At 58.7% G+C, this 25,958-nt stretch carries 19 protein-coding genes; 7 read left to right on the top strand and 12 right to left on the bottom strand.

What is annotated here, in order from left to right; translation table 11 throughout:
* Positions 1 to 24: 24 nt before the first annotated feature.
* The 3 genes from P9250_RS03385 to P9250_RS03375 all read right to left on the bottom strand — a co-directional run bounded on the left by P9250_RS03385 (position 25) and on the right by P9250_RS03375 (position 4,115).
* Positions 25 to 894, bottom strand: coding sequence for an ABC transporter permease subunit (locus P9250_RS03385; protein ID WP_310391095.1), 870 nt, complete (start codon positions 892 to 894; stop codon positions 25 to 27).
* A 63-nt stretch (positions 895 to 957) separates the two neighbouring features.
* Positions 958 to 2,190, bottom strand: coding sequence for an urea ABC transporter substrate-binding protein (locus P9250_RS03380; RefSeq protein WP_310391093.1), 1,233 nt, complete (start codon positions 2,188 to 2,190; stop codon positions 958 to 960).
* A gap of 182 nt (positions 2,191 to 2,372) precedes the next feature.
* Complete coding sequence (locus tag P9250_RS03375; protein WP_310391091.1) at positions 2,373 to 4,115, bottom strand: IlvD/Edd family dehydratase; 1,743 nt, start codon at positions 4,113 to 4,115, stop codon at positions 2,373 to 2,375.
* A 321-nt stretch (positions 4,116 to 4,436) separates the two neighbouring features.
* Here P9250_RS03375 and P9250_RS03370 point away from each other — a divergent pair, with 321 nt between their 5' ends.
* From P9250_RS03370 to P9250_RS03355, 4 genes are read left to right on the top strand one after another with little or no spacing between them, the layout of a single operon-like run.
* The gene (locus tag P9250_RS03370) at positions 4,437 to 5,543 is read left to right on the top strand and encodes a sugar ABC transporter substrate-binding protein (protein WP_244831070.1); all 1,107 of its coding nucleotides are present in this window, start codon (positions 4,437 to 4,439) and stop codon (positions 5,541 to 5,543) included.
* Positions 5,543 to 6,556 (top strand): ABC transporter permease, encoded by a 1,014-nt coding sequence (locus P9250_RS03365; protein WP_244831930.1) that lies wholly within the window; start codon positions 5,543 to 5,545, stop codon positions 6,554 to 6,556. The genes P9250_RS03370 and P9250_RS03365 overlap by 1 nt, the downstream gene beginning before the upstream one ends.
* The gene (locus P9250_RS03360; RefSeq protein WP_244831069.1) at positions 6,553 to 7,341 is read left to right on the top strand and encodes an ATP-binding cassette domain-containing protein; all 789 of its coding nucleotides are present in this window, start codon (positions 6,553 to 6,555) and stop codon (positions 7,339 to 7,341) included. The genes P9250_RS03365 and P9250_RS03360 overlap by 4 nt, the downstream gene beginning before the upstream one ends.
* Before the next feature lie 51 nt (positions 7,342 to 7,392).
* On the top strand, positions 7,393 to 8,136 hold the full coding sequence (locus tag P9250_RS03355) for a FadR/GntR family transcriptional regulator (RefSeq protein WP_244831068.1): 744 nt from the start codon (positions 7,393 to 7,395) through the stop codon (positions 8,134 to 8,136).
* Here P9250_RS03355 and P9250_RS03350 read toward each other — a convergent pair.
* From P9250_RS03350 to P9250_RS03325, 6 genes are all read right to left on the bottom strand, one after another.
* Positions 8,133 to 8,453 (bottom strand): DUF1330 domain-containing protein, encoded by a 321-nt coding sequence (locus tag P9250_RS03350; RefSeq protein ID WP_250467785.1) that lies wholly within the window; start codon positions 8,451 to 8,453, stop codon positions 8,133 to 8,135. The two genes, P9250_RS03355 and P9250_RS03350, sit on opposite strands and share 4 nt — an antisense overlap.
* A gap of 90 nt (positions 8,454 to 8,543) precedes the next feature.
* Entirely contained in the window at positions 8,544 to 9,350 is an 807-nt protein-coding gene (locus P9250_RS03345) for a family 1 encapsulin nanocompartment shell protein (RefSeq protein WP_310391088.1), read from the bottom strand.
* A 1-nt stretch (position 9,351) separates the two neighbouring features.
* Entirely contained in the window at positions 9,352 to 10,401 is a 1,050-nt protein-coding gene (locus P9250_RS03340) for a Dyp-type peroxidase (RefSeq protein ID WP_310391085.1), read from the bottom strand.
* Between the two features lie 48 nt (positions 10,402 to 10,449).
* Positions 10,450 to 10,773 carry a DUF6566 family protein gene (locus P9250_RS03335; RefSeq protein ID WP_250467782.1) on the bottom strand — a complete coding sequence of 108 codons (324 nt, stop codon included), beginning with the start codon at positions 10,771 to 10,773 and terminating at the stop codon, positions 10,450 to 10,452.
* Positions 10,774 to 11,346: 573 nt separating this feature from the next.
* Complete coding sequence (locus P9250_RS03330) at positions 11,347 to 12,978, bottom strand: NYN domain-containing protein (RefSeq protein WP_310391083.1); 1,632 nt, start codon at positions 12,976 to 12,978, stop codon at positions 11,347 to 11,349.
* Positions 12,979 to 13,023: 45 nt separating this feature from the next.
* Positions 13,024 to 14,433, bottom strand: coding sequence for a replication initiation protein (locus tag P9250_RS03325; protein WP_250467778.1), 1,410 nt, complete (start codon positions 14,431 to 14,433; stop codon positions 13,024 to 13,026).
* Between the two features lie 635 nt (positions 14,434 to 15,068).
* Between P9250_RS03325 and P9250_RS03320 the strand changes: the two genes are divergently transcribed.
* A complete protein-coding gene (locus P9250_RS03320) occupies positions 15,069 to 16,280 on the top strand; it encodes an AAA family ATPase (protein WP_310391080.1) in 1,212 nt (403 codons plus the stop codon).
* Positions 16,277 to 17,254 carry a ParB/RepB/Spo0J family partition protein gene (locus P9250_RS03315; RefSeq protein ID WP_244831059.1) on the top strand — a complete coding sequence of 326 codons (978 nt, stop codon included), beginning with the start codon at positions 16,277 to 16,279 and terminating at the stop codon, positions 17,252 to 17,254. Before P9250_RS03320 ends, P9250_RS03315 begins: the two co-directional genes overlap by 4 nt.
* Positions 17,255 to 20,637: 3,383 nt before the next feature.
* Here the strand turns inward: P9250_RS03315 and P9250_RS03310 are convergent.
* The 3 genes from P9250_RS03310 to P9250_RS03300 form a co-directional block, all read right to left on the bottom strand.
* Complete coding sequence (locus tag P9250_RS03310; RefSeq protein WP_409014804.1) at positions 20,638 to 21,360, bottom strand: OmpW/AlkL family protein; 723 nt, start codon at positions 21,358 to 21,360, stop codon at positions 20,638 to 20,640.
* A gap of 102 nt (positions 21,361 to 21,462) precedes the next feature.
* Positions 21,463 to 22,197, bottom strand: coding sequence for an iron-containing redox enzyme family protein (locus tag P9250_RS03305; protein WP_310391078.1), 735 nt, complete (start codon positions 22,195 to 22,197; stop codon positions 21,463 to 21,465).
* Positions 22,198 to 22,205: 8 nt separating this feature from the next.
* The gene (locus tag P9250_RS03300) at positions 22,206 to 24,560 is read right to left on the bottom strand and encodes an EAL domain-containing protein (RefSeq protein ID WP_244831055.1); all 2,355 of its coding nucleotides are present in this window, start codon (positions 24,558 to 24,560) and stop codon (positions 22,206 to 22,208) included.
* Positions 24,561 to 25,083: 523 nt separating this feature from the next.
* Between P9250_RS03300 and P9250_RS32580 the strand changes: the two genes are divergently transcribed.
* Positions 25,084 to 25,893, top strand: a complete 810-nt coding sequence (locus P9250_RS32580; RefSeq protein WP_284509405.1) for an H-NS family nucleoid-associated regulatory protein — start codon at positions 25,084 to 25,086, stop codon at positions 25,891 to 25,893.
* Positions 25,894 to 25,958: the final 65 nt, after the last annotated feature.

Genomic DNA, 25,958 nt, shown 5'->3' with positions numbered 1-25,958 from the left:
GATTGATTTGTTCACACGAGGCTCCTATTGCAAGCGGGTGAACAGATTGCCGAGGCCTTGCGGCATCAGCCGAATGACGACGATCACCGTCACCAGCAAGCCGATCTGCCCGAACAACTGACCATACGATGCAGTGAGCGCCGTCTGTATCACCGCGAGCACGGCAGCGGCAGGCGTGGTGCCCGCAATGACGTTGGCGCCGCCGACCACCACCGAGACGAACGCTTGCACGATGAAGTTGCTGCCCATCGTGGGCACGGCGGTCATGGTCGGTGCATAGAGCGCGCCAGTCAGCCCCGCGAGCCCCGCGCCGAGCGCGAAGGTCAGCGTGTAGAGCCGGTCCGTGCGCAAGCCGAGACATTGCGCGATGTTCGCGTTCTGTATGGTGGCCCGTGCGCAGACGCCATAGTTGGTCTTGAAGAACAGGAGGTACAACGCGAACAGAATCACGAGCGCGATCACCGGCAGGACGGCGCGATACACCGAGAACGAGTATTCGCCGACATAGAACGATCCGAATGGCGTGCCGATGCCTTCTATCGACGGCCCGGCGACCAGCAGCATGGTCTGTTGCACGATAAGGCTGATGGCCCACGTCGCGACCACCGAATCGAAGAGACGGTCGTAGAGATGACGTATCACCAGACGTTCTATGACGACGCCCGCTATCGCAGCGGCGATCGCGCCGAGCAGCATCGCGAGCGGTAAGGGCACGCCGCGCTTCGCCGCGATGATCGTCACATACGCGCCGCACATGATGAATTCGCCATGCGCAAGGTTGATCACGCCCATCATGCCGAAGATCACGGCAAGACCGAGCGCTGCGAGCACGAGATAAGCGAAGCTGTCGCCGAATTGATAAACGAGCGAATAAAGTACGGACACCGTGGCCATGAATGCGTCACCCAGGTTGCCGGCGCGTTTCGCCCGTGACGAGCGGCGCGCCGTTTCCTCAACTTACGACTTCTTCGGCAGATTCGTCGGCGTGTACTGACGATGATCCGGCTTGTTCGGCAGATCGCAGCCGACCTTGCCGAGCCAGTAAGGCTGCACGTCGTCCCATACTTTCGGAATGTCGACCGAGTGATCGTCCTTCACATGCACGAGGTAGATCGTGTGGCTCACGTGATGGCTCTTCGGATCGATACACACCTTGCCCTGCGCGCCTTCCGTGCAGATGCCGCTTTCCAGCGCCTTCTGCACCGCCGCCTGATCAGTGGTCTTGGCCTTTTCAGCCGCCGCCTTGTACAGATAGATGGCGTCGTAAGCGTTGGCCGCTTCCTGGTTGATATACGGCTCGTTCGGGAACTTGGCGTGGAAGCGCTTCTTGAAGTCGTTGCTCGCGGGGGTATCGACTTCCTCGACATAATTCGCCGTCACGTACATGTCCTTGAGCGCGGGCGGTTTGAAGCGCTTGTGCTCGTAGGCCTGGCCCACGTTGACCGAACTCGCCATCGGCAAGTTCAGATGCGCGGACGCTTGCTGCTCGTAATAAGAAGCCTGATTGGCGCCCACCAGCAAGGTCACGACGAAGTCGGGCTTGGCCTTCTGAATGTTCTGAATGGTCTGGCCAAACTGCGAAACAGAAAGCGGAATGAATTCCTCGCCGACCATCGTGCCGCCATTTTCCTTGACGATATTGCGCACCCATTCCGCCGAGATCTGGCCGAAGTTATAGTCGGCCGCGATGGTGTACACCTTCTTGCCGAACTTCTGCATCATCCACGGCAGCAAGGTCGAGAACTGCTGTTCGGGCACGGCGCCCGTGACGAATGTGGTGCTGTCGCAGACGCCGCCTTCGTACTGGTTATCGTAGAAATAAAGTTGCTTGGCGCGGTCCATGATCGGACGAATGGCCTCGCGCGACGCGCTGGAGAACGCGCCGAAAATCACGTCGGGTTTGTCGGTCTGAACGAGCCGCCGGGCAAGCTCCTGGAACTTCGTATTGTCGGACTGCGTGTCATACGCGATCAACGTGATGGGGCGCCCGAGAATGCCGCCCTTTGCGTTGATTTCATCGACGGCGAGTTGCGTCGCGTGGATCTTCGGGATGGTCGCAAGCGCGAAGTTGCCCGAAGCATCTTCGAGCAAGCCGATTTTCACGGGGTCCGCCGCGCTGGCAGCAAGCGACGAGAGACTAAGTCCTGCAAGCAGGGCCAGACGCATCCAGCCAGACGGCTTTGGCAACATTGAGGTTCTCCAGGAAAACAGACAAAAAAAAGCCCCCTGACGAACGCACGGTTCGTCAGGGGGCTTCTACGCCGGGTCCTCAGGCGGACATCGTTGTCGGGCCGTAAGGAATGGAGTCGATACTAGTGCGCCGAAATTCGCGTTGTCAACGAGAAATCAAAATAGTTCGGTGCGCTTCGTGTCTAGTGCGAGTGACGCGGCACCTCCGCGCCCCGGCAGCCCACGAGAAAGTCGAAGTCACAGCCTTCGTCGGCTTGCAGCACATGATCGACATAGAGCTTGCGATAACCGCTCTGGTCCGCGGGCGTCTCGGTCTTCGCCGCCTTCCATGCTGCGAGCCGAGTGTTGATCTCCGCTTCGTCGATATCGATACGCAGCACGCCCTGCATGGCATCGAGCTCGATCCAGTCCCCGTTGCGCACGATAGCCAGCGGACCGCCCGCGCGCGCTTCCGGTGCAACGTGCAGCACGACGGTGCCATAAGCGGTGCCGCTCATGCGAGCATCGGATACGCGCACCATGTCGGTCACGCCTTGCGCGAGAATCTTGGGCGGCAAACCCATGTTGCCGACTTCAGCCATGCCCGGATAACCCTTCGGTCCACAGTTCTTCATCACGAGCACGGAGTCTTTCGTGACCTCGAGTTCGGGATCGGCAATTCTCTGCTTGTAGTCGTCGAAGTTTTCGAACACGACCGCGCGTCCGCGATGCTTGAGTAACGACGCCGTCGCCGCCGACGGCTTCAGCACCGCGCCATTGGGCGCGAGATTGCCGCGCAGCACGCACAGGCCGCCGTCTTCCACGAGCGGTTTGTCGAGCGGCCGGATGACTTCGTCGTTATAGAGCGGCGCTTCCCTGCAGTTCTCCCAGATTGTGTGGCCATTCGCGGTGAGCGCGTTTGGATGCGGCAGCAAATTCGCTTCGCCAAGGCGCCGCAGCACCGCTGGCAAGCCGCCCGCGTAATAAAACTCCTCCATGAGAAAGCGGCCCGATGGCTGAAGGTCGACGAGCGTGGGCGTGCCGCGTCCGACGCGCGTCCAGTCGTCGAGTTGTAAATCGACGCCAATGCGTCCCGCAATCGCCTTTAAGTGAATGGCCGCATTGGTCGAACCGCCAATGGCCGCGTTCGCGCGGATGGCGTTCTCGAATGCTTCACGCGTGAGGAGCTTCGACAGTCGCAAGTCTTCGAGCGCCATGGTGACGATACGCATGCCGGACAAATGCGCGAGCACATAGCGGCGTGCATCGACGGCAGGAATCGCGGCGTTGTGCGGCAAGGTCACGCCGAGCGCTTCGGCCATGCACGCCATGGTCGATGCGGTGCCCATGGTGTTGCAGGTGCCCGCCGAACGCGACATGCCCGCTTCCGCCGACATGAATTCGTGAATCGATATCTTGCCCGCCTTCACTTGCTCGCTCAGCTGCCACACGACCGTGCCCGAGCCGATGTCGCGCCCGTGATGCTTGCCGTTCAACATCGGCCCGCCCGACACGACGATGGCCGGCACGTCGCAACTCGCCGCGCCCATCAGAAGCGCGGGCGTGGTCTTGTCGCAACCGACGAGCAGCACGACCGCATCGACCGGATTGCCGCGAATGGCTTCCTCGACATCCATGCTCGCGAGATTGCGTGTGAACATGGCCGTGGGACGCAGGTTCGATTCGCCATTCGAAAACACCGGAAACTCGACGGGAAAACCGCCCGCCTCGAATACGCCGCGCTTCACGTGCTCGGCGAGCTTGCGGAAGTGCGCATTGCACGGCGTTAGTTCGGACCACGTATTACATATGCCGATGATCGGCTTGCCTTCGAACTCGTGATCGGGAATGCCCTGGTTCTTCATCCAGCTTCGATACATGAAGCCGTTTTTGTCCGCGGTGCCGAACCAGGCGGCCGATCGAAGCTTACGTTTTGGCTCATCCATGTCTTTTACCCACTCTTTGAGAGATGCTGGAAATAGCATGACTATTGCGCTTCATCTTACCGGGAAAACGCTAATCGAAACGTGCGTGAACGCTGCATATAGTTTGGCTAATTCAGCGAGAGGCGATGCTGCAGCGAAGCAAACCGAGTGCTTCGAGCTTCACCACGCCGAACCTGAGAGCGCGATGAATCGAAGAAATAGAACAACGTCGGAGCTGCACGAGCATCCCATCATTTGACGCAAACCCGCACCACTCACTATCTGAACATGATCGACGATCAGTCGACCCATCGACCAACGAGAAAGGGCTAGGAGGAAGACATGGCGCATGATTCAAAAGACGCGGAAGACAACAAGAGCACGATCAACAACGGCCGTCGCGGCCTCATGCAGGGTGCGGGTCTGGGAGCAGCGCTGTCGCTTCTCGGCGCGGCCGGCGGCGCGGGCGGATTGATCTCGTCGGCGCAGGCCGCGGAAACCGCATTTCCGCAGCACAAGAAATGGAAGATCGTGTTCGTCAATCACGTGACCACGAATCCTTTCTTCGTGCCAACGCAATACGGCATTCAGGACGCCTGTTCGCTGCTCGGCATGGATTATCAGTGGACGGGCTCCGCCACTTCGGATGCGGGCGAAATGGTGCGCGCGGTGAATTCCGCCATCGCGGCCAAGGCGGATGCCATCGCCGTTCCTATCGTCGATCCGACCGCCTTCGACAAGCCCATCCAGGCCGCGCTCGATGCGGGCATCGCCGTGTTCGCCTATAACGCCGATGCGCCGCGCGGCAAGACGAGCCCGCGCCTCGCGTACATCGGGCAGGACTTGTATCTCTCTGGCTATCAGATGGGCGAGCGTATTGCGAGTCTCGTCGACAGCGGCCTGGTGGCGCTTTTCATCGCGACACCGGGACAGTTGAACATCCAGCCGCGCCTCGATGGCGCGAGCGACGCGATCAAGAAGTCCGGCAAGAAGATCGACGTTCAGACGGTCGCCACGGGCGCCACGGTCAACGAAGAGCTTTCGAAGATCAAGGCGTTTTATCTCGGCCATCAGGATCTGAAAGGCATGTTCGCGGTGGATGCAGGCAGCACGCAAGGCGTGGCGCAAGTGATGAAGGAGTCCAACCTGCCGTCGAAGGGCGTGCACGGCGGCGGCTTCGATCTGTTGCCCCAGACCGTCCAGTTGATTCACGAAGGCTTCCTCGATTTCACCATCGACCAGCAGCCTTATGTGCAGGGCTTTTATACGGTCGTGGAAGCGTTCACGTTCCTGGCTTCCGGTGGACTCGTCGGGCCGGCCAACATCAACACGGGCCTGAAGTTCGTCACCAAGGGCACGGTCGAGCCGTATCTCAACACGTCGACGCGCTATGAAGGCAAGTCGACCAAGCCGCAGATCGTGCCGATGAACGGCGCGATCAAATCATGATGAACGCGGTCAACGAACCGCAGAAGACACAAGCTCCCGCGCGCGTTCCACGGCCGCGCGGGGCCTTATTGTCGAACTGGGCGGCGGAGTTGCGCATCCTGCTCGTGGCCGTGCTGTTGTGCGCGTACTTTCAGGTCATCAATCACGACTTCCTGTTGAGCAACGCGAGTCTCGTCAACCTCTCGCAGTTCATCGCGCCGGTGGCGATCATCGCGTTCGGCGAAGTGATGCTGATGATCGGCGGCGACATCGATCTGTCGGCGGGCATGGTGTTCGCCTTCGCGCCTTTCATGATGGTGTTCGCCAACGACGCGGGCGCGCCCATGTGGCTCGCGGTGATCGCGGGACTCGTCGCGGCGGCGATCATCGGCTTCGTGAATGGCGCGGTGACGGTATGGCTGCGCCTGCCTTCATTCGTCACCACGCTCGGCACGCTGTTTCTCATCAACGGCATCACGTTGACGCTTTCACGTGGCACGCCGGTGGCCACGCCGGGCGAACCGGGCTTCGCTGCCGTGATGGGCGGATGGGGCTATAGCGAGATCATCTGGACGGTGGCGATAGGCTTCGTCATGCACGTGCTGTTACGTCATACGCGATGGGGACTGCATACGCAGGCGGCCGGCGCGAACGCCATTGGCGCGAGCGAGGCCGGAATTCAGGTGAACCGCTTGCGGCTCGGAAACTTCGTTCTCGCCGCAGTGCTCGCGGGCTTCACGGGCATTCTCGAGGGCTACCGCATTACGTCCATCGACCCGCAAGCAGGCGGCAACCAGATCATGTTTCTGGCCGTCGCGGCGGCCGTGATCGGCGGCACGCCATTGACCGGCGGCTCGGGCACCATCGTGGGCGGGCTCATCGGCGCGGCCGTGCTGGGCATTCTGAACGATGGCTTTACGCTCATCGGCATCAACGCGTTCACGTTCAACATCATTCTGGGCGCCGCCATTCTCGCCGCGATGATCTTCAACATCCATATCGGCCGCGTTCGCCGCAAGGGAGGCCGGGTATGAGCGATGTTTTGCAAACCGCCCCGGCGAGCTATGCGCTGCGTGGCGACAACCTCGTCAAGCGCTTCGGCGCGGTGACGGCGCTCGATGGCGTGTCGTTCTCGCTCGGCTCCGGCGAAATTCTTGGCGTGCTGGGCGACAACGGCGCGGGCAAGTCCACGCTCGTCAAGATACTCACGGGCTACCATCAGCAGACCGATGGAAAGCTCGAGATACACGGTGAAGAAACCTTGCTGCGCTCGGTCGATCATGCGCGTTCGCTCGGTATCGAATGTGTGTATCAGGATCTCGCGCTCGCGAATTCGCTGAGCATCTATCACAACATGTTCCTGAATCGCGAGATCGTGAAGCCGGGCCCGTTTCGTCTGCTCGATCACAAGCAGATGCGCGAGCGCGCCGCGCAATGTCTCGACGATATCGGCGTGCATGTGCCTTCCGTCGATCTGCCTGTGGAGCGTCTTTCGGGCGGCCAACGTCAGGCTATCGCGGTGGCGCGCGCCGTCAATTCGAACGCGAAGATTCTGTTGCTCGACGAACCGCTCGCCGCCATGGGCGCACGCGAGGCTGCGCTCATCATCGATCTCGTCTTGCGTCTGAAGGAGAAAGGCGGCCTGTCGATCATCATGATCATGCACAACTACGCGCAGACGCTCGATATCGCCGATCGCATCATCCTGATGCAACGCGGACGCGTGACGTATGAGCAGCGCAGCGCGAATACGTCGGTGGCGGAGCTGATGGAAATCGTGCGGCGGGAATATCGCGCGATGCGGGCGACCACCGCGTAGCGGACGCAACGGGCGCAACGGGCGCGACTTCAGGACATCGGCCGGATCGATATGGACTACCGGAACCCGGCGAAACGCAAGAGCATGCACGGACGGATCGTGCAGGAACTCGGCATGCAGATCGTGAGCGGCGTGTTCGCGCCGGGACAACGTCTGCCTGCCGAGCCCGCGCTCTGCGAAACCTATGGCGTGAGCCGTCCCGTGCTGCGTGAGGCAACTCGCGTGCTGGTGGCGAAGGGACTCGTCGTCTCCAAGCCGCGCGTGGGCAGCGTGGTGCGTGCGCGCGACGAATGGCACATGCTCGATCCCGATGTGCTCGTCTGGACCGTCGGCAATCTCCGTGAAGGCGAGTTCTTTCGTTCGCTGATGACGGTGCGGCAGATCATCGAGCCTGCCGCTGCCGCGCTCGCCGCCATCTCTGCAACGAACGAGGATATCGAGCGTATCGGCGCGGCATATAAGAGCATGGAAGCTGCGCAGACCGCCGAAGAACTGCTCGAACCGGATCTGTATTTTCATCGCGCGATCATGTCCGCGACGCACAACGACATGCTCGCGTATATCGGCAATATGCTGTCGCTCGCGCTGTCGGAATCGATCAAGCTGACGAGCCGGCATCCGAACACGCATGCGCTGTCGCTGCCGCGGCACAAGGCCATTCTCACTGCAATAGCGCATCGCGATGCGCTCGCCGCGCGTCAGGCGAGCCTCGTGCAACTCAACCACGCGCGCGCCGATGCAACGTCCATTCTGGGCGGCGCAGCCCTGGAGCCCGAGCGGCCGCTGTCGGGTTAAGTCAGGATGTCGGTCGCTTTGTGATCCCTATCCACGCCATCGATGAAGAACACCGCGCTGCTCGCGTGCTTCGTGCGTAGCGGCAGGATGCGTTGATAAGCGTCGGATTCGTACCAGGCGCGCACTTGCGCGAGATCGGGAAAGGCGATCACGATGAGATCGCCCCTCCACTCTCCCTCGCGCATTTCCGGGCGTTCACCGTGAATGATGAAGTGACCGTCGAAAGGCGCGAGCGTCGCATCGATCGCTTCCAGGTATTGAACGATATCCGCGCACATCTCGACTTCGTGCAGTTGGCCCACGGCGTATGCGGTCATTCGAATGTCTCCCGTTTGATGAGGTGAAGACATCTTCGCGTGCGCCGTGCCGTGCGTCGATTACCTGAGAGGTAAGGCGTGGCCCGCGCTTTAAGCCGATGCAGCGACCACCGCCACCGACGCCTCGCTCGTCAGCATCAGGAAGGTTAGCGTTTCGCGCAGATAGAGTTGCACGGTCGTGTCCGTATGGCTGGTATAGCCTATGGAGAGGTCCTGCCCGAGATGCAGTTCGTAGTCGCCACCGCGCGTGGAAAGCACGCAGCCGCCCTTGATGGCAGGCGCCCAGATGAAATCGCCATCCACTATGCGCTTGATATGCTGGATCACCGGATAGCCCTGATCGCTGGCTTCGGCGAGCGCCGTGTAGGCATCCGCGCCGAGCAGCACCGTGTACGGACCGTCCACGCCCGCAAGCCGCAATTTTTCGAGCGACTCGCTAATGGCACGCGGATAGTCGCTTACGTCGGCAGGCAGTGTCGTCGCGTCGTTGGACGATCCTTCGCGGATGCCCGTGATTTCCGCCGCGCGGAAACCATCGAAAACGGCGCTGTCTTCGGCGATAGCCAGTTCGCTCGCCGCCGTCTTCGCGGGCTGCCAGTCGCCGTCGTTCGAACCGCGCTCGACACTGTCGATCGATTCGCGCTGCAACGTGAAAGGCACCGTCAGTTCGATGAGCGTCTTCACGTCGTAACGCTTCGCGCTTACGCCCTTGGCAGGCGATGCAATCGCCGTCTGATGTCCCGTTCCCACGCCCGAAAGATCGACACCACCGGGACCTTTCACATCCACCACGCGCCGGCCGGCAAGCGAGCGCTTGAAGGTGCGCGCCACTTCCGCTTCGATTTGCGACCATGCCGCGCTCGAAATGGGCGCGAGCTCGCGATGCAGGTTGTTCATGTCAGGACTGTCCTTTGAGTGAACCGATGTTCAGTGAGCCGTCCGCACGGCTCGGCGTTGCATCGGAAGATGACGACGATGACGATGCGAGCGCGGGTTGTGCGGCGGGATCGCGGTCGGCGAGTGCTTCGAGCAAGTCGGCCGACGGTACGAAGAACAAGCCGCCCGTGACGGCCTGACTGAAGTCGAGCAGCCGGTCGTAGTTGCCGGGCGGCCTGCCGACGAACATGTTCTCCATCATCTGCTCGGTGGGCGCGGGCGAACGCGCATAGCCGATGAAATACGTGCCGAACTCGCCCGCGCCGGGCCGTCCGAAGGCCATGTTGTGACGCAGGATTTTCACTTCTTGGCCGTTTTCATCGAGCGTGGTGAGCGAACTGTGCGAGCACGAGGGTTTCACCGCTGCGTCGAGTTCGATATCGGACAGCTTCTTGCGGCCGATGATCTTCTCCTGCTGCTCTACCGTCAGCGCGTTCCAAGCGGCCATCTTGTGCAGATACTTTTGCACGATCACATAGCTGCCGCCCGCAAATTCCGCATCTTCCTCACCGATGATCGCGAAGTGCTGCGCCGCGCGGCCCGATGGATTTTCGGTGCCATCCACGAAGCCGACCATATCGCGCAGATCGAAGTAACGAAAGCCGTGCACTTCATCGACGACGGTAACGGCATCGCCGAGTGCCTCGAGCATTTGCGCAGCAAGCTCGAAGCACAGGTCCATGTGGTCCGCGCGGATATGCAGCAGAATGTCGCCGGGCGTGGAAATGGCGCGCCGCTCGCCCGAACCGAACTCGCGGAACGGATGCAGCGCGGCCGGGCGTGGCGAGCCGAACAGCGAGTCCCAAATGTCGGAGCCGAAGCCGCACACGCAAGAGAGATTCGCGGTTGGAGCCCGCGTGCCGACTGCGCGGACCAGCGCGGCGATATCGCCGCACCAGGAGCGCACGGTGTCGCCGTGCTCGCGTCCGTGCGCCACCGTGGCGACGATAAAGATCGCGCTGCGCGAAATGGGGTTACAGACAGCTTGCGATTCCGGAATCTCGTTGGGCATCTGTTCTATTCGATTGCAAGGGATGATGTTGTCGTAGGCGAAGCGGCTTCAACCGACGCGCACCACGACCGCTCCGGGCCGATGCTCGAGTTCGTCGTTGAACCAGGTTTGCGCGCGCTCGCGCTCGGCTACGTCGGAGTGGGAAGGATCGTTGAGAAAGCGATGCCGGATGGTGCGACGCGCCCACTCTATGCCGTCGCGTAGCGCTTCTTCGACGGTGCGCCATTCCGGCTGCGTGGTCTGCGGCCATTCGTCGATGACGGACGCGCCATCGCGACGAACGTCGATATCCGCGACCCACGCTTCGCGCTCGTTGCGCTTGGCGCGCACGGAAATCTCGAACCCTGCATAAACGTCAACGGCTGACTCCATGGCTTCCTCCACTCGGCATACATGGACATGGTTTCGAAGTGCGTCGTGCCGCCGTCTTTTTCCTGCTGATGACAAAGCGGTGAACGAAATTCTAGATTACAACAAGTTCGTGAAAATGACGTTGAAACGTGCACTCGGTTTGTTGCCGCAGCCCTGTCGAAAATCATTGTACGGATGGACGCATGATTTATTATTTCGTCATCCGAATCAATTTGGCAGGAAGGAAGCCGCTTTCGATTCACGCTTTCATTGCGCGACCGGAATCCATCGCGCGTCACTTCGCGCTTGAAAGAGCCCTTCGTGTATCTCGACGATGAATGCGAACGTCAGTCTATTCGTCGTGTTCGTTGGCGGTGCGCGTCTCGTTGCGCAAGTGCCGCCCGAATGAAATCGGGGCGACAAAACGATGAAGCGTTTTGTCATTCCCCTCATTGTGCTCGCGGTGTTGATTGCGTTGCTTTCGGCGAACTCGCGGCGCTTGACGTCAGCGCTCATCGACTGGGCTTCGAGAGCGATTGAAGTGGTCAGCGACGAAGTCGTGTGCTAAAACGACTCCGTCTCGACTGAGGTTGCTTACTGCTCGTCGGTTGGCGTGGTGGCTTTGCGCGACCGGCTCGTGCGTGACGTCGTTTTGCGCGCTTTTTTTGCGGGCTTCGGAATGTCGGTTGCATCGCCAGGCTGCACGAAAACGCCTGTATCCGAGGACGCGGAAGCGCTTTCGGCAGCGGCCTTCTTTGCAGCGGTCTTTCGCCCGCCGCGTCGGCTCGCTGAGGGCTTCTTCTCGGTGTGAGATGCAGCGGTGGGTTCCTGGTTGATCGGCGCGGCGGGTTCGTCGGTGACTTCAGACGCATCGTTATCACTCGATGCGCGACGCTGCGCGTCTCTTCGGCCATTACGCTTGCCCCGCCCGCGTGGATAGCCCGTGGGTTCGTCGGCCAGTGCGGACGCGTCGTTGTCAGGCGACGCTTGCAAGCGCTCCGACGCGTCTTCGCGACTATCGTGATCGCCGGGTACGACTGCGTGGCCCGCAACTTCGAACGTGTCGTCGTCAGCCAAAGCGCGTGCGAATTCGGGCGCAGGACGCTGCGAGCCTCGGCGATCATTCCGCCTGCCACGTCCACGCGAATGGTGGCCCGAGGGTTCGTCGGCAATTGCGAGCGCGTCGTTGTCGGCCGACTCTTGCGCGGGATATTGCGCGTCTTCGCGGGTATGCTCCGTGAATTCATCCACGACTTCGAATGTGTCGTCATCGGCCGAAGTTTGCACGGCCTCTGCAACGGCATGCTGCTTGTCCTTACGGCCGCCACGCTTATCGCGTCGGCGCTGATTGCCCTGAGGCTCCGCCAACGATGCCGCCACCGCTTCTCCCTGCCCCGCATCCGCGCTCACCGTCTGGGCCGCACGAAAGACAAAAGAGCCGGACTTGTCATCGCGACCGACTTCCAGCAGACCGCGCGAACGCGCCTCGTCGAGCAGATTCCCAAACGCGCGAAAGCCATAGTGCGATTCGCTGAACCCCGGCTTGCGACGCTTGATCGCACTCTTGAGCACCGACGCCCAAATCTTTTCGCCCTCGCCTCGCTCGGACACCAGCGCCTCGAAAGTCTCCACGGCGATCGCGACCGCCTGCGACTTGCGCGCGTCGGGCTCTTGCTTCGGCTGCCGGTCGGCATCGGCGGGACGCTTGGTTGCGACGTTCGCCTCGCGTTTGGCGAGTGCGCGCTGCTGTTCGCGCACGAGGTCGTCGTAGAAAATGAATTCGTCGCAATTGGCGACGAGCAAGTCGGAGGTCGAGTTTTTCACCCCCACGCCGATCACCTTCTTCGCGTTCTCGCGCAACTTCGAGACGAGGGGCGAGAAGTCCGAGTCGCCGCTGATGATGACGAACGTATCGACGTGCGACTTTGTGTAGCAAAGGTCGAGCGCATCGACGACGAGCCGGATATCGGCTGAATTCTTGCCCGACTGCCGCACGTGCGGAATCTCGATCAGTTCGAAACTTGCCTCGTGCATCGCGGACTTGAAGCCCTTGTAGCGATCCCAGTCGCAATAAGCCTTTTTCACGACGATGCTGCCTTTGAGGAGCAATCGTTCGAGCACGGGCTTGATGTCGAACTTTTCGTACTTCGCGTCCCGCACGCCGAGCGCGACGTTTTCGAAGTCGCAAAAGAGCGCCATGCTGACGCTATCCTGATTCGCGGGCATACAGCTTCCTGTTGAGACGCGGGAGCGTTGTCCCGCTGGCATCGGTCACGCTGGCTTCAAGCCCGCTCTGACCTTCTTCATCTTGTTGAAAACGTGCGAGCAGAATGCATCCGCGACCACGCGATTGACGGTGAGGATATTGTCGGCGCTCAGGGTTTCACGCGAGACGCCCTGTTTCTCGATGAGACGCTGCGGAATCAGTTGACTCACGAACGACTGACACAGTTCCCGCCGCAGCGGCGCATCGGCGGCTTCGAAAAACTCGCGGCCCGCCTTCGTCTCTTCGCCCATCTTCGCGCGGGCCGTGTCGTTCTGAGCCTGGATGCTGGCTTCGAGCTGCGCTTGCGCGTCGGTGTGATCGCGGCGCGTCTTCTTGTCGTCTTCGAGTTGCTTCGCCTTGATCGACGCCATCTTGCGATCCGCCTCGCCGATCCGGTAATTGCCCTCGAGCGCCTTGAACAGATAGCCGCGCGGACTGACCGTGACCTTGCCTTCGTTCAGCTTGAAACGCGTGTATTCGATAGCTTGCTGAAGACGCTCGTCGGTCCAGAGGTCGCGGCGGCTCGCGAGGCGCTCGAAGTCGGGGGTGTCGAAGGCAAATTCGTTGTGGAGCACGAGATACATCGAGTCCTGAATGCCGGCTCGGGCTGCATCGGCGCCCTGCTTCTTCGTGAAGCGAAAGCGAATCTTCAGCTTGTCGCCCGATACGCGTTCCGCATTGGGTTCCCAGCTGACATCGAAATCAGATACTTCATTGAGCTGATCGATGGCGGGTTCGAGAAAGCGCTTCTTGAACTCCTTCACCTCTTTTCGCGATTCGCCGACCTTGCCGGGCCACTCGATCACTTCCGAGAACGGAAACCATTCGGTCACGCCGTGCCCTTCGCAGGGAATCAGACGGTCGTAGATGGCGCGCGCAAGCGACAATGAAAATGCCGTCGATGCGCGCAAGCTCAGCCAATGCGCCTTGTACGGGCTGATCAGATACTTGATGACGCGCCCCGCCAGCAGAATGCAAACGACGTTGCGCTCGATATAGCAGTCGCCGAGCAGACTGATGGTGCCCCACGAATCTTTCTCGGTGAGTTCTTCGATAGACGGCGCCGTCATGATTTCGACCCGCGCCCGTGCCGCCGAGCGCATTTGCGCGATCAGGTGGCTATGGTTGCGGCTGTCGTAGCGCATCAGCCACTTGAAGTAGTTGATGTCGGCTGTGAAGGTGTAGACCTTGTCGTCGATCAGTTCATCGGGCGCCTTGGTGGCCACGATGAAGTAGGCGGCGTCCAGCACGCGGCGTGCGGCGATGCCGAGGCCACCGACCCGCGTGAAAATGTTGTTGCGCAGAAAGCCGATGTCCCTCGTGGACTCGCAAATAGCCGAGCCTTGCGAGGACATGTCTTCGTAGATGTCCAAGGCGAGTTGCTGCGGCGTAGCGGTGAGGTCCTGAGCTTGCATGCGTTTGGTTCGGTTCGATTCCCCGGCACTCTATCAGGCAACAAAGGCGTGTCAACACAAAAACCACCCCGGTTGCGAGCGAAGCGATCCGCACAAAAAGCACCCCGGCAGTCGGACGGCTTGCCCAATTTCCGACCCCCAGGCCACAATTTCCGCCCTGTCGTTCACATTTTCCGGCCTATCGCGCACAAAAACCGCCCTGTACAGCACAAAAAGCGTCCCTATCCACAGGGGTGATCTTTGATTCGAAACGGTTTTTCGGGCTCTGTTTGTAGGTTTGCGGGTTAAAGTTTACAAAAGAACAAAACAAACCGGACTTCGAGGAAAATAGGAATCTTCGAATTTTGGCATTTAAGTCCTTGAAATCATTGATTAAGTCGTGTTGCACAAAAAGCGACCCCGGGGTGGTTTTTGTGCAGCCGTTCTAAGGGGGACGATGTGTGCGGGCTTCATTGGTCAAGATTAGGCATTGGCGACAAAGTTTGACGCGTCTTCGGCGACATTAAGTCGCTAATAAACAAGGAGTTAGGCCGTGCGTGTGTCTGTGTGCGACAGGCTCCGATTTTCGCTACAACCTTGTTTACGCGTTATCGTGTATTCTGCGCTTCGACATCAAAACTAGGAGGAAGCGCAGAATGGCCAACGTAGGCACCCTACCGATGGAAGACCGCAGGGTCACGCTTCGCGAAGTCGCGGAGTTCGCCGATAACCTCGAACCCTTCTCGGACAATCTTCGCGAACAGATCCTAGCGCCTCGTCCGCGTAAACTTGCGCCGTATTACACGATCGGCGAGCTTGCGGAGATGTGCAATCTAACGCGGCAGCAGATTCAATATCTTGTAACCAAGGGCGAAGGCGGCTTGCCGCAAGGCACGCTCAACGGCAACGGCCGCAGCCGTACGTTCACGCTGCCCGAGGTTCGTCTGTGGGTGAAGATGGCGTCCGACATCTATCAGACTCGTCTCGCGGATGGTGAAAGCGATTTCCGAGGGAAAGTGCTGACGACCGCTCAGCTCAAAGGCGGCTCTGCTAAGACGACGACGACTGTATGTCTCGCGCAGGCATTGACGCTGTTGGGACGTAAGGTACTGCTCGTTGACTTGGATCCGCAAGCATCGGCTTCCGAGCTTTGCGGACTCTACGCCGAGAAAGAAATCTCCGGAGACGACACCGTGCTCCCCTACATATATGACCAGAATGTCGAAGGCGGTCTGGGCGCGAGCGTTCAGTCGACCTATTGGGATGGACTCGACATCATTCCAGGACACACGTTCCTCTATGGCGCGGAGTTCTTGCTGCCCGCGCGTCAGAAGACGATTCAGGGATATCGCTTTTGGGCGGTCCTCCGTGAAGGTCTTGAGCCTTTGAAGGCGCAGTATGACTACATACTGATCGATACGTCGCCGTCGCTCTCGTATATGAATCTGAACGCGTTGCTCGCAGCGGATGCGCTTGTCATGCCGATGATTCCCGAGAACCTCGACTTCATCAGTTCGCTCGCATTTTGGCGTCTGTTCTCCGATGTCGCGGAAGACTTTTTGCCCTATGAAGAAGACAAGATCTATGACTTCATTTCGATCTTGTTGTCCAAGGTCGATTACGGAAAGACGTCTTCAGCCCCGGTCGTTCGTCAGTGGGCACAGAGTGCGTATGGACGGTGGCTCGATCCGTTCGAAATCCCGGCAAGTTCTGTCATGAGTGGAGGAGCTTTGTCCTTTTCGACCGCGCTCGATGTAGTGAGTACGCACTCGATCGCCAAGTCGCTTCAGCGTGTTCGTCAGCCGATGATGCAGTATGCCAAGTGGCTAGATGACATGTTCGTCAAATCCTGGAAGGAGTCGGCATGAGCAATAACATCAGAGAACAACTCATGGCCAAGACGGCCAACTTGCCGAAGCCGGCAGACTTCAAAGGCGAGACGAAGAAGGACAAGTCGGCGCGCGGTCCGCAAACCATGCCGGGAATTACGAGTGCCTTGGCCGCGGCCCAACTTCGGATTCAGGAGTTGGAGGGGAAGGGCGTCGAGACTGAGATTCCGGTGAGTGAGATCGTACCGAATCCCTGGCAGCCTCGACGGCAGTTCAACGAAGCCAAGCTCTCGGAGCTAGCACGTTCGATTGATGAGGTCGGCTTGCTGCAAGCCGTTACCGTCCGCCGTTTGGGTGATGGGTTTCAGTTGGTTGCGGGCGAGCGGCGGCTTCGCGCTCATAAGCTGATCAATCGCGAGAACATCAGGGCGGTCGTGATCGAGTGTTCGGATCAAGACATGGCGGCGCTTGCGCTGATGGAAAATGTCACGCGAGATGATCTTTCCGATTATGAGATCGCAATTTCGATTCGACGGGCCGAAGCTGAGTTTCCTAATCGAACCCGACTCGCGCAAGCGATGGGTATCTCGCGTAGCGACCTATATCGTTTTTTGGCCTATGACGATCTGCCGGATTTTGTGAAGCGTGACCTTGATTTGAATCCGGCGGTGTTGGGTGCTTCATCGGCACAAGATACGGTTAATGCGCTCAAGAAGACCGGTGAATCTGGAGTGCGGGCCCTCGAAGAGTTGTGGCCGCAGGTCGTGTCGGGTGATCTAGTTCAAACAAAGCTCGCGGCTAGTTTGAGCGCGCAGGCGGGACAGCGTGGTTCTTCTACGGATGCCGGCGGAAGAAGCATTTTAAAGATTTTCGCGGGGAAGGTTCAGGCTGGGAGCATTACTAAAGACGTGAAGGGACTTACGTTCAAGTTCAAGTCTGGTGTGATGACCGAGGAACAGGAAAGTCAGCTTAGGGAACATATTGGGAAAATGTTTTCGATTCGGTCGGAGTGATGTTTGAAGACTCTTAACCCGCCGCTGGCGGGTTTTTTTTGCGCGAAGCTTATGTACTGTAGCTACAGCCATCCCAAAGTCGCATCGAAGTGTCCGAACTTGGACAGTTTTCCGAATACGCGTGCGCACTTCAGCGCATAAAGTCATTTTTTGCAAGTGAGTCCACACTCGGTCGGGTGCGGCGACTATCGCTTCGCAATCTCATGTGCTTCTTGTGCATTGTCGACGCGTTAAAGTCCAGAGGTTCTAACAATTTCTCGCGATGAGTGCGGAAAGGGTACTCGCCGTTGTGAGATGAATGTACAAGCGAGATAGATCTGTCTGTTTCCGCGCGGCAGAATATTTCGACTGACGCTGCCGTTTAGCGAGCATTAGCGTGGCGCCTGCCGGTGGTTCCCCTCCGCTACCCTGCCGGCGTCGATGTGGACGCTCGCAAACACTCTGCTGTTCAACATTACTTTAAGCAAATTCGAGTTGAAGAGACCTTCGCACCACCGGCGCAGAGCGCCGTTTCGCTGGTACGTAGCAATAACTAATGAGCAACTCTAGCGAGCGCTTTAGTTAACGTACAGCGCACGCCTCCCGCCTTGCTCGCGCTTCTCAGGACTGTCCGAATTCGGACAGTTTCGTCCGTGAACGAAGTTTGCAGATCGAGACACACGTGCCAGTCCACGATCGCGCGCCGTCGCTAAGACACAATTTACGGTGCAAGACGGATGACGCCACGCTCGCAAAATCTTGAAGCATTGACATTGCGTGTATGCATAACTTAGGCGATAGCGCTTCGACCGTTATGGGGTGCAGTTGCACGCCGATGATTCAGCACCATAGGCGAGGATCGAGTGTAGCGGTCTTGAGGCGCCGGACCCTGGGTGTCCGAATTCGGACAGGCAGTCGGAGAAGTTGATAGCTTGGCTTTGAGGCATCCGCAACGCATGAACAGACGCAGCAAAATGGAGCGATATGCCGACCTATTCGAGGGGAATGAGTGTCCGAATTCGGACACGCGAACATGGGCTTGTAAGGTTCTTTCGACCAAAAGGCATGCATGGTCATCCTCTTGCGCGACTTTGACGATGGCTTTCCTGATGCTCGCAGATTCCTGTCCCAAGTTTCGACGGCTATTAATCACCGGTTCACGCACGCCAAACAACAGGTGACTCACGCAATCCAGTACATGTCACGGCATGTGAAATCACGTCGCTGCTCAGGGTTCGTTCAGTGAGGCTGATGGGCATGCGTCGGCCTGGCTTTCATCTCGCGCTGGCGTCGCGGCTATCGCCGGGCGATAAACAGTAAGGCAGCAAAACTTTCTATGGTCGGATTGTTGCTCATTCGCGCGGCGGTAATTCCCCATCCGCGTTTAAGATCGCGTTCCTTGAGCGCCGCTGCTTTTTTCGAGTACATGAGGCAGTGCGGTCGGATATATGTCGCTGACAAATGCTGCCTAAGTGCTTTGGACCCCCAGTGCCGTCTGAGTGCTCCCATCTCCCGAAAGCAATTGGTCGTCCTGGCCGCAGAAACCTAACCATCGATCAAAACCGTGCCGTTATTGCCGTGGCCCAGTGATCTGCCGAGACGAGATGCAGTGCTCCAACTCAATAAACAACGATTCGGCCCTTGAGGGGCAGGCGTCCGCGATGACGTTTGCGAGTTCCGCCTGGTCAATACGTGATACAGGGAGAGCGCATCTAAAGTCGATGATGTATGCGTCGCAACGCGTGGGATGACTGCACCTTCAAATACGAGTATGGATATTCAAGCGAGTGGAGTGCTCGGATTTACTTCGGCGCTGTGCATGTGACTGGACACTTAACTCAAGCGCTGCGTTGGAGACCACTATCTTGGGCGCTAAATTCGTCGAAGCGTGTTCGAGCGCAAGCTCCAGGCGTATTCTCTGTCTACTCCAGCTGGCCAAAAGTGAAAGAAGTCCGGGCGTGCAATCGCAACTATGTGCATAACCGCAATATCGACGTTATCTGCGTAAATCTAAGTCAACGACGCGATTCGCCGCCCGATTTGAGTTGCGCTCGAGAAGAGGGGAGGGGCGGCAAAGAGCAGGCGCATCTGGTTGGCTGGGTTTGAGTGTCTTTAACCTCCACGCCCCTCGCCGAATAAGGCAGGTAAGAAACACTAGGAATGGACTCACCTGCATGCGCACCAGCATTGACATGCACGCCTACTTCCATGGCGCTAGCCTAGACGGCACCTCAGGTATGCCGCAACATGGCCGCGGGGGCCATGAATGCTTCAGCGCATCAGAGAGACGAAATACCGCTGCACCTTCGTGGAACAGCAAGGCGGAAAGCGACTGGCGGATTTAGCATTCGATGACAGATGGCAGTCGGCGGCTTTGCGCCGAGTCGCCGGCTACGTTTGCACAGCTTCGCATATCGTTGTAACGCTGCTGGGGAAGCGCGCGACGCATGCCACATTTGCTGAGTCTGTAATGGCCAATCCATGGTGGGAAAAAACGGAGCCAGACGTTGTTTAGTTGGCGACCAAGGCACGGTCCTGCAAAGGAAGAAAGACCTTTAATTAAGGCCTGGTTCAATTGATCGACCGAGCGATGCCAGATGGTGGCTCATATCGCGGAGTGCCGTTGAAAGCGTAGTCGCGTTATACAACGATAATTAAAACGCAGGCGTTACGAACTCCACGTAGCGGAGACTGCCGAAGAGCGTCGAGGCCGATTCAGCTCTCGACGATTGAACAGCATTGCAACCCAAGAATCGCATGAAGAAATGTTGCGTTATCGTGCATCTCCAAGAGCGAATCGATCGCCGGCGTGAAACAATCTCCTTGCATCATAAATCCAATTTATCTCTTTTAAATCAAATAGTTAGGTGTATAAATGCAAGTTGTTTCACGCAACTAAGCAGCCTTTGGCCGGTCAGAACTAGCCGACTTGGCAAAACCTGAACGGAAAACAACATGCAAGCGCTTGATTTCAGTTCGACGTATCAAACAATACGCTTTTCGTATTTAAGTTTGAGAATGCGCAAGACGCCTCATATAAGCTCCGACGCAATTTAGCAACCGCTGATCGGCGAACCAACACATCTGCGGTTCAGCAAAAACAATTAAAACTCTCGCCGACTCGCGCCTCGGTCCTTCGGAAAGTTGGACACCAACAGCGACACACGCATCGGGTTTATTCAAAAAGTTCGTCGCAATACAAAGCCCTCGCGCGACGCTGATAAACCGTCGCTCATACCCAAGCACCCGCCGAACCCAATTTGACCCACGAAGAATCAAAGTCCCTAACCGAAGCGTCAACCATATCCACGAACAGCAACAACGCACTCACCCCGTCGCTAGATCGCCACCCGCGCATACGCCATCAACCAACACGACATCAAACACGACAAACAACGAACCCATCAAAACCGATACCCCACCGAAAGAAACGTCACGATTGGATCGAGCTTGATCTTCGATTCACTCCGCACCGTCCCCACCGCTGAATTCGTCGTCAACGTCGCTCGTGCCGACAGCCACATATAAGACACCGAAAACGCCGCCGACCAATGCTGCGTGAAGTTATAGGCGAAGCCCGCATTCACCACCGGCGCAAACGAACTGCTGATATGCGCCGTCGTCGGTCCAGTCAGCGCGGTTCCAAATTGCGGCGAGTAAAGAAACGCGCCATTTGACATCGCCGAACTGAGCTTTACATCCGAGAACCACACATAAGACGCGCCCGCGCCGACATAAGGCCGGAATTTGCTCTGCGCGCTCATGAAGTAGTACTTCAGCAAGAGGGTAGGACTCCACTCGCGCGCCGTGCCGAGTTCGCCCAGGCGTCCGAGGGTGCCCTTGCCATCGAGATGAAATTTCGGCGCCACGCCGGCGACTCCCTCGACCGCAATGTGATCGGTGAAGAAGTAAGCCGCCGTGAGTCCGAGCGTGTCCGAGTTACTGACGGAAGCGCCCGCGCCCGGCGATGTCATCGATTGTCCGAGCGCCGAGATGTTGAACGGATCGCTCGAATCCTGCGGCGCAAAGTGCATCCAGCCGGCGTTGAGCTGAATATCCCCGGCGGCCTGTGCGTGTGCACCCGTCGCGCAAAGCGCCGCCATTGCCGCACATGCCATCAATTTGATCTTCATTCTGCTGTTCCAGATTCGGTTCGGATTACGGCCGAGCGCATCCGAACCGCTCAGGCAGCGCCTGCGGAACCGGAGCACCACAAAGGAAAGCAAGCCTCAAAAACAGCAGTCGAGGCTCACCTTGAAATACTCGTAACTCATCTCGATGCTGCGCTTGACCGCATGCACTTCATCGACGCCTGGCGCATTGCCGAGCAACGTCGCCACGATCTCCAGCGCTTCCCACGGATGCGCATCGTCGTAATGGGCGTGCAGGCTGAGCCAGCGCATCGCCTTGCGACGCATCGACGGCGCAAAGCTCATCGCGTAGGTATCGGTGCTGCAAACCAGCGTGGACCATTCGCCCGTAACGCCTTCGATAGCGAAATTCGTCGCGGCGATGCTCGCAGCCAGCGCATCCGTGCTGCTGCTTTTCCAGCACCAGTGGCTGAGCGCATAAGCGAGCGACGGGCCATTGCCCTTCATCAACGCGCGCTTGCTGACATCGTGAGCCGCGGCCCAATCGACCCAATAATCCGCATGGTTTTGCTCGACGCGAATGTTGCGCGTCAGATAGCGACGCGCCAGATCTTCGCCGCGCGAATGTCCATAGCGCACCTTCTGCAGATTCATCGCCATGTATTGCGGAAACTGCTCGACGACCGGCCAGCCGTTCACGAGGAACGCTTCGGCCTGACGCGGTTCAAGACGCGCTTCACGCATCGCCGCGAAAATGGGATGGTCGACGACCCGTTGCTTGGCCGCATGTGTTTCAGCCAGGACATGCGCGAGCCATGCCGGATAGCTGGCAATGTCCTTGAGGTCACCAACCCGCTGAAAAGTGGGATCCAAAACTCCTCCTAGTTGATCGCAAGGAACTCGACGTTCTGCGCCCAGAGAGCCGGGCGGCCGACGTGAAAGCCCTGAACGAAATCGACGCCCATCGCGGCGAGTGCGCGCAAGATCGCTTCGCTCTCGACGTATTCCGCAATGGTCAAGCGTCCCATCGAATGGCCGATATCGTTGATTGCCGCCACCATGTCTCGGTTAACGGCATCCTTCAACATGTCCTTAATGAATCCTCCGTCGATCTTGATGTAGTCGACCGGAAGATGCTTCAAATAGCCGAACGAGGACATGCCCGCGCCGAAGTCGTCGAGCGAGAACTTGCAGCCGCGGCTCTTGAGTTCGCGGATAAAACGCGCGGCCGTCGCGAGGTTGGCCACGGCCGTCGTTTCCGTCACTTCGAAGCAGATCGACGAAGGCGCGATATGGCTGACCGCGAACTGATCGTTCAAGAACTGCAGGAAGCGCTCGTCGCCAATGGAGGCGCCCGAAAGATTGATCGCGTACTGCACGCCCTCGTGATTTCCGGTCTTCGCGAGCACCGCGAACACGGCGCGCACGACCCATCGATCGATGGCGGACATGAGGCCATAGCGCTCGGCCGCTGGCATGAAGAAGTTCGGCGGAATGATCTTGCCGCCTTCGCCCACCATGCGCAGCAGCACTTCCACATGCCGTGGATGCGACTCGCAGTGCTCGGGCGCAATCGCCCGAATCTCTTGCGCGTAGAGGCAAAAGCGATTGTTGGCGAGCGCGTCCTTGATGCGCCCGCACCACGACATCGCGCTTGCATGGCGCGTGAGTTCCGCGTCGCCGCGCAGCGCGAGATGAACGCGATCGCGTCCGCGTTCCTTCGCGAGATAGCAGGCAATATCGCCGAATCGCATGGCGGTTTCGACATCGAGTCCCTTGAGATCGACGAGGCCGATGCTCACGCTCGTCGATAACGTGTGCGTCTCGCACGACCACTCGAAAGCGGCTATTTCGCTGCGCAGACGTTCGGCGATCTGCAAGGCGTGGTTTTCGTGGCAGTCGAACATGAGCGCGGCGAATTCGTCGCCGCCCAGACGCGCGAGCGAATCTTCGTCGCGCAGACATTTTTTGATGAGCGCGGCCACTTCGCGCAGCATGGTGTCGCCGGCTGCGTGACCGTAGGTGTCGTTGACGACTTTGAACTGATCGAGATCGAGCATCATCAGCATGCAGGCGCGTTCGGTTGCGCTGTCCGCTTGCGGATCGAGCGATGCCGCGAGACGCCGTTCGAATTCCGTGCGGTTGAGCAGCCCCGTCAAGCCATCGTGCGATGCCTGCCACGAAAGGCTCGACACGTACTCGCGCTCGCGCGTCATGTTGCGCAAGAGCAGCACGACGCCGGTGATCGTTTCGGACGTATCGTGCACGAGCGACGTAATGGCCTGCACGACGGTTTCGACGCCATGCACGTTAGTCAGAATGAGATCGCCGCCCGGTTCTTCGCGATCCGCGCCGCGCAGCGCCTTCTCGATGAGATCGACAGGCCGTCTGTCCCATTCCCTGACGATGGTTACGAGATCCGTGAGCGGGCGCTTCACGCAAGCGGCGGCCTCGCGGCAAAGCAGGCGTTCGGCGGCGGGATTGATGAACTCGACCAGTCCCATCGGGCCGACTGAAATGACCGCTTCGCCAATCGACCCGAGTGTCGCTTTTGCGCGTGCCTCGCTTCGACGCAAGGCGTTTTCGGTGGCGATGCGTCCGGTGATGAAGCGCCGCGCGTACCACACCGACAGCGACACCAGAATGACGGCGACCAGCAGATTCAAGACGAACAAAAGCAGCGCGGTTTGCCGGAACGCGGCACCGAGAACATCGGCGAAAGCGCGCGAGATTGGCGCGATGGACGCGTTGATGTTCCACACTTCGCCCGTCAAATAGTCCACTTCATTGCGCGCCGAAACGCCCGCCGCCTTTGCGGTGCGCAACTCGCGCGCGGCGACGGTCAACCGTTCGACGTAAAGATCGCCGCTCGTCCAGTAGCCGACGGCCTGCTCGAAGTAACTCGCGCGGCGAAACGTGCGAAAGACCCAGATCACCGAACCGACATCCGCGGGATAGACGCCGCTTTCAAGCAGCGCGGCGCGCGCCGTTTCGACATCGGGATGAGCACGGTCGAGCGCGAGCCGCGCGCGCTTCAAATTGAGCGGGATTGCAATCGAGCTTTCATATTGCCGATATGCCTCTTCGTCGCCCGTTTGCGCGTAGCGGATGAGATAGAACACGGCGTCTTTCTGGCCTTTCGACCAAGTGCTTTCGCCACCGATATACGCGCGCACCGACGACATGATCGAAAGGCTCGTCGCCACGAGCGTGAGCAACGAGACCACCACGGCCACGAAGGGCCATGTCGTTCTGAACAGCTGTCGATTGGTTCGGGAGGCCGCAGGCATATCGAGCCTTTCTTTTCCGTTTTATTCCGGGGTGGGGCGATGCAGGTTTTGCCGCATGGCAGCCTTCTTGACCTCCGGCTAAGACTTTCTGCGCAGGAAAGGTCCTGTCGCTTCGAGTACTAACGGCACTTTCGGCGCAGAGTTGAGGCTCTATTTCGCAAGAAGCATGAATGGGAATAATAGCCGCGAAGCTAGCGGTTTTTTTAATTCGTAAGAAGAAATAGTGGCAACCGTTTTATCAGGCGGTAAGCCTTGCGAGGCGCGTCGTCCACGAGTGCGCGCTAAAAATGCTTCGTCCTCTTTAGCGAAAACACGCTTTGGTTCGCGCAACATTCACGTAAGCGAATCTTTATATGCGTGACGGGCAAGCTTAAAGTCCGGCGCCGCGTCTTGGACTTTATGAAGCGAGCTTTTATGCGTCCCGATTTGATGGCATAGTTCAGCACAAACATTCCAAAGGAACTGCGCCATGACGACCATCAAGCAGATTCAATCGAGAATACAAAAGCTGCAAAAGCAGGCCGATGCCATCATCGCAAAGCAGGCGCAGAAGGTGGTCGACCAGATTCGCAATCTCATGCTCGAGCATGGGCTCACAACATCCGACATTGGAAACGCCGCGCGCAAACGCAGACAGGGCACGGCGCTCGCATCGAAGGACACGGGCGATCAAACCGGGTCGGCTGGCAATAGCAAAGTCGCGGTCAAATATCGCAATCCGAAAACCGGTGAAACATGGAGCGGCCGCGCAAGACCGCCGAAATGGATTGCGAGCGTGAAGAATCGCAGCAAATTTCTGATCGATAAAAGCGAGGCTTTAGCAAGCAGTGTCGTCAAGACGGGCGCCAAAAAGCGCGCTTCCAGCAAAAACGCAGGCGTCGCGCAATATAGAGATCCCGAGAGCGGCGCGACTTGGACCGGACATGGCCGCGCACCTGGCTGGATCGCAAGCGCAAGCGATCGTTCTGTTTATCTAATCGGCAAAGCGGCTAAGACTGCTAAAAAAGCCGTGGAAAAGAAAGCGGCCGTCAAGAAAACCGCAGCAAAGAAAGCGGCTGTTAAAAAAACCGCCGTAAAGAAAACAGCGGCAAAGAAAACAGCGGCAAAGAAAACCAAAGCCAACGCGGCAAGCAAGACGGCACGCAAGGCGCCGACCGCGACAAAGCGCGTCGCGGTACCGCGAAAGAAATCGGCCGCGAGCAAACCGACTGGCGCGCTCGATCCGCAAAACGGCGCCGCATCGTCCACGCCCGAGAGCAACCAGGCGTCCGCGGCCTGAAGTCAACGAGCATCGCTGTCGCGCAATAGCGGCGCGCAGTCACTAAAGAACTGAAATTGTTTGCC

It is taken from the genome of Caballeronia sp. LP006 (assembly GCF_031450995.1).
In the GTDB taxonomy this organism is placed as follows: Bacteria; Pseudomonadota; Gammaproteobacteria; order Burkholderiales; family Burkholderiaceae; genus Caballeronia.
The sequence above is the reverse complement of the archived record's forward strand: the minus strand, read 5'-3'. Positions and strand labels throughout refer to the sequence as shown.

Coding starts and splice junctions, on each gene's coding strand:
- P9250_RS03385 (WP_310391095.1), bottom strand. CDS start 894: ATGGCCACGGTGTCCGTACTTTATTCGCTCGTTTATCAATTCGGCGAC.
- P9250_RS03380 (WP_310391093.1), bottom strand. CDS start 2,190: ATGTTGCCAAAGCCGTCTGGCTGGATGCGTCTGGCCCTGCTTGCAGGA.
- P9250_RS03375 (WP_310391091.1), bottom strand. CDS start 4,115: ATGGATGAGCCAAAACGTAAGCTTCGATCGGCCGCCTGGTTCGGCACC.
- P9250_RS03370 (WP_244831070.1), top strand. CDS start 4,437: ATGGCGCATGATTCAAAAGACGCGGAAGACAACAAGAGCACGATCAAC.
- P9250_RS03365 (WP_244831930.1), top strand. CDS start 5,543: ATGAACGCGGTCAACGAACCGCAGAAGACACAAGCTCCCGCGCGCGTT.
- P9250_RS03360 (WP_244831069.1), top strand. CDS start 6,553: ATGAGCGATGTTTTGCAAACCGCCCCGGCGAGCTATGCGCTGCGTGGC.
- P9250_RS03355 (WP_244831068.1), top strand. CDS start 7,393: ATGGACTACCGGAACCCGGCGAAACGCAAGAGCATGCACGGACGGATC.
- P9250_RS03350 (WP_250467785.1), bottom strand. CDS start 8,453: ATGACCGCATACGCCGTGGGCCAACTGCACGAAGTCGAGATGTGCGCG.
- P9250_RS03345 (WP_310391088.1), bottom strand. CDS start 9,350: ATGAACAACCTGCATCGCGAGCTCGCGCCCATTTCGAGCGCGGCATGG.
- P9250_RS03340 (WP_310391085.1), bottom strand. CDS start 10,401: ATGCCCAACGAGATTCCGGAATCGCAAGCTGTCTGTAACCCCATTTCG.
- P9250_RS03335 (WP_250467782.1), bottom strand. CDS start 10,773: ATGGAGTCAGCCGTTGACGTTTATGCAGGGTTCGAGATTTCCGTGCGC.
- P9250_RS03330 (WP_310391083.1), bottom strand. CDS start 12,978: ATGCCCGCGAATCAGGATAGCGTCAGCATGGCGCTCTTTTGCGACTTC.
- P9250_RS03325 (WP_250467778.1), bottom strand. CDS start 14,433: ATGCAAGCTCAGGACCTCACCGCTACGCCGCAGCAACTCGCCTTGGAC.
- P9250_RS03320 (WP_310391080.1), top strand. CDS start 15,069: ATGGCCAACGTAGGCACCCTACCGATGGAAGACCGCAGGGTCACGCTT.
- P9250_RS03315 (WP_244831059.1), top strand. CDS start 16,277: ATGAGCAATAACATCAGAGAACAACTCATGGCCAAGACGGCCAACTTG.
- P9250_RS32580 (WP_284509405.1), top strand. CDS start 25,084: ATGACGACCATCAAGCAGATTCAATCGAGAATACAAAAGCTGCAAAAG.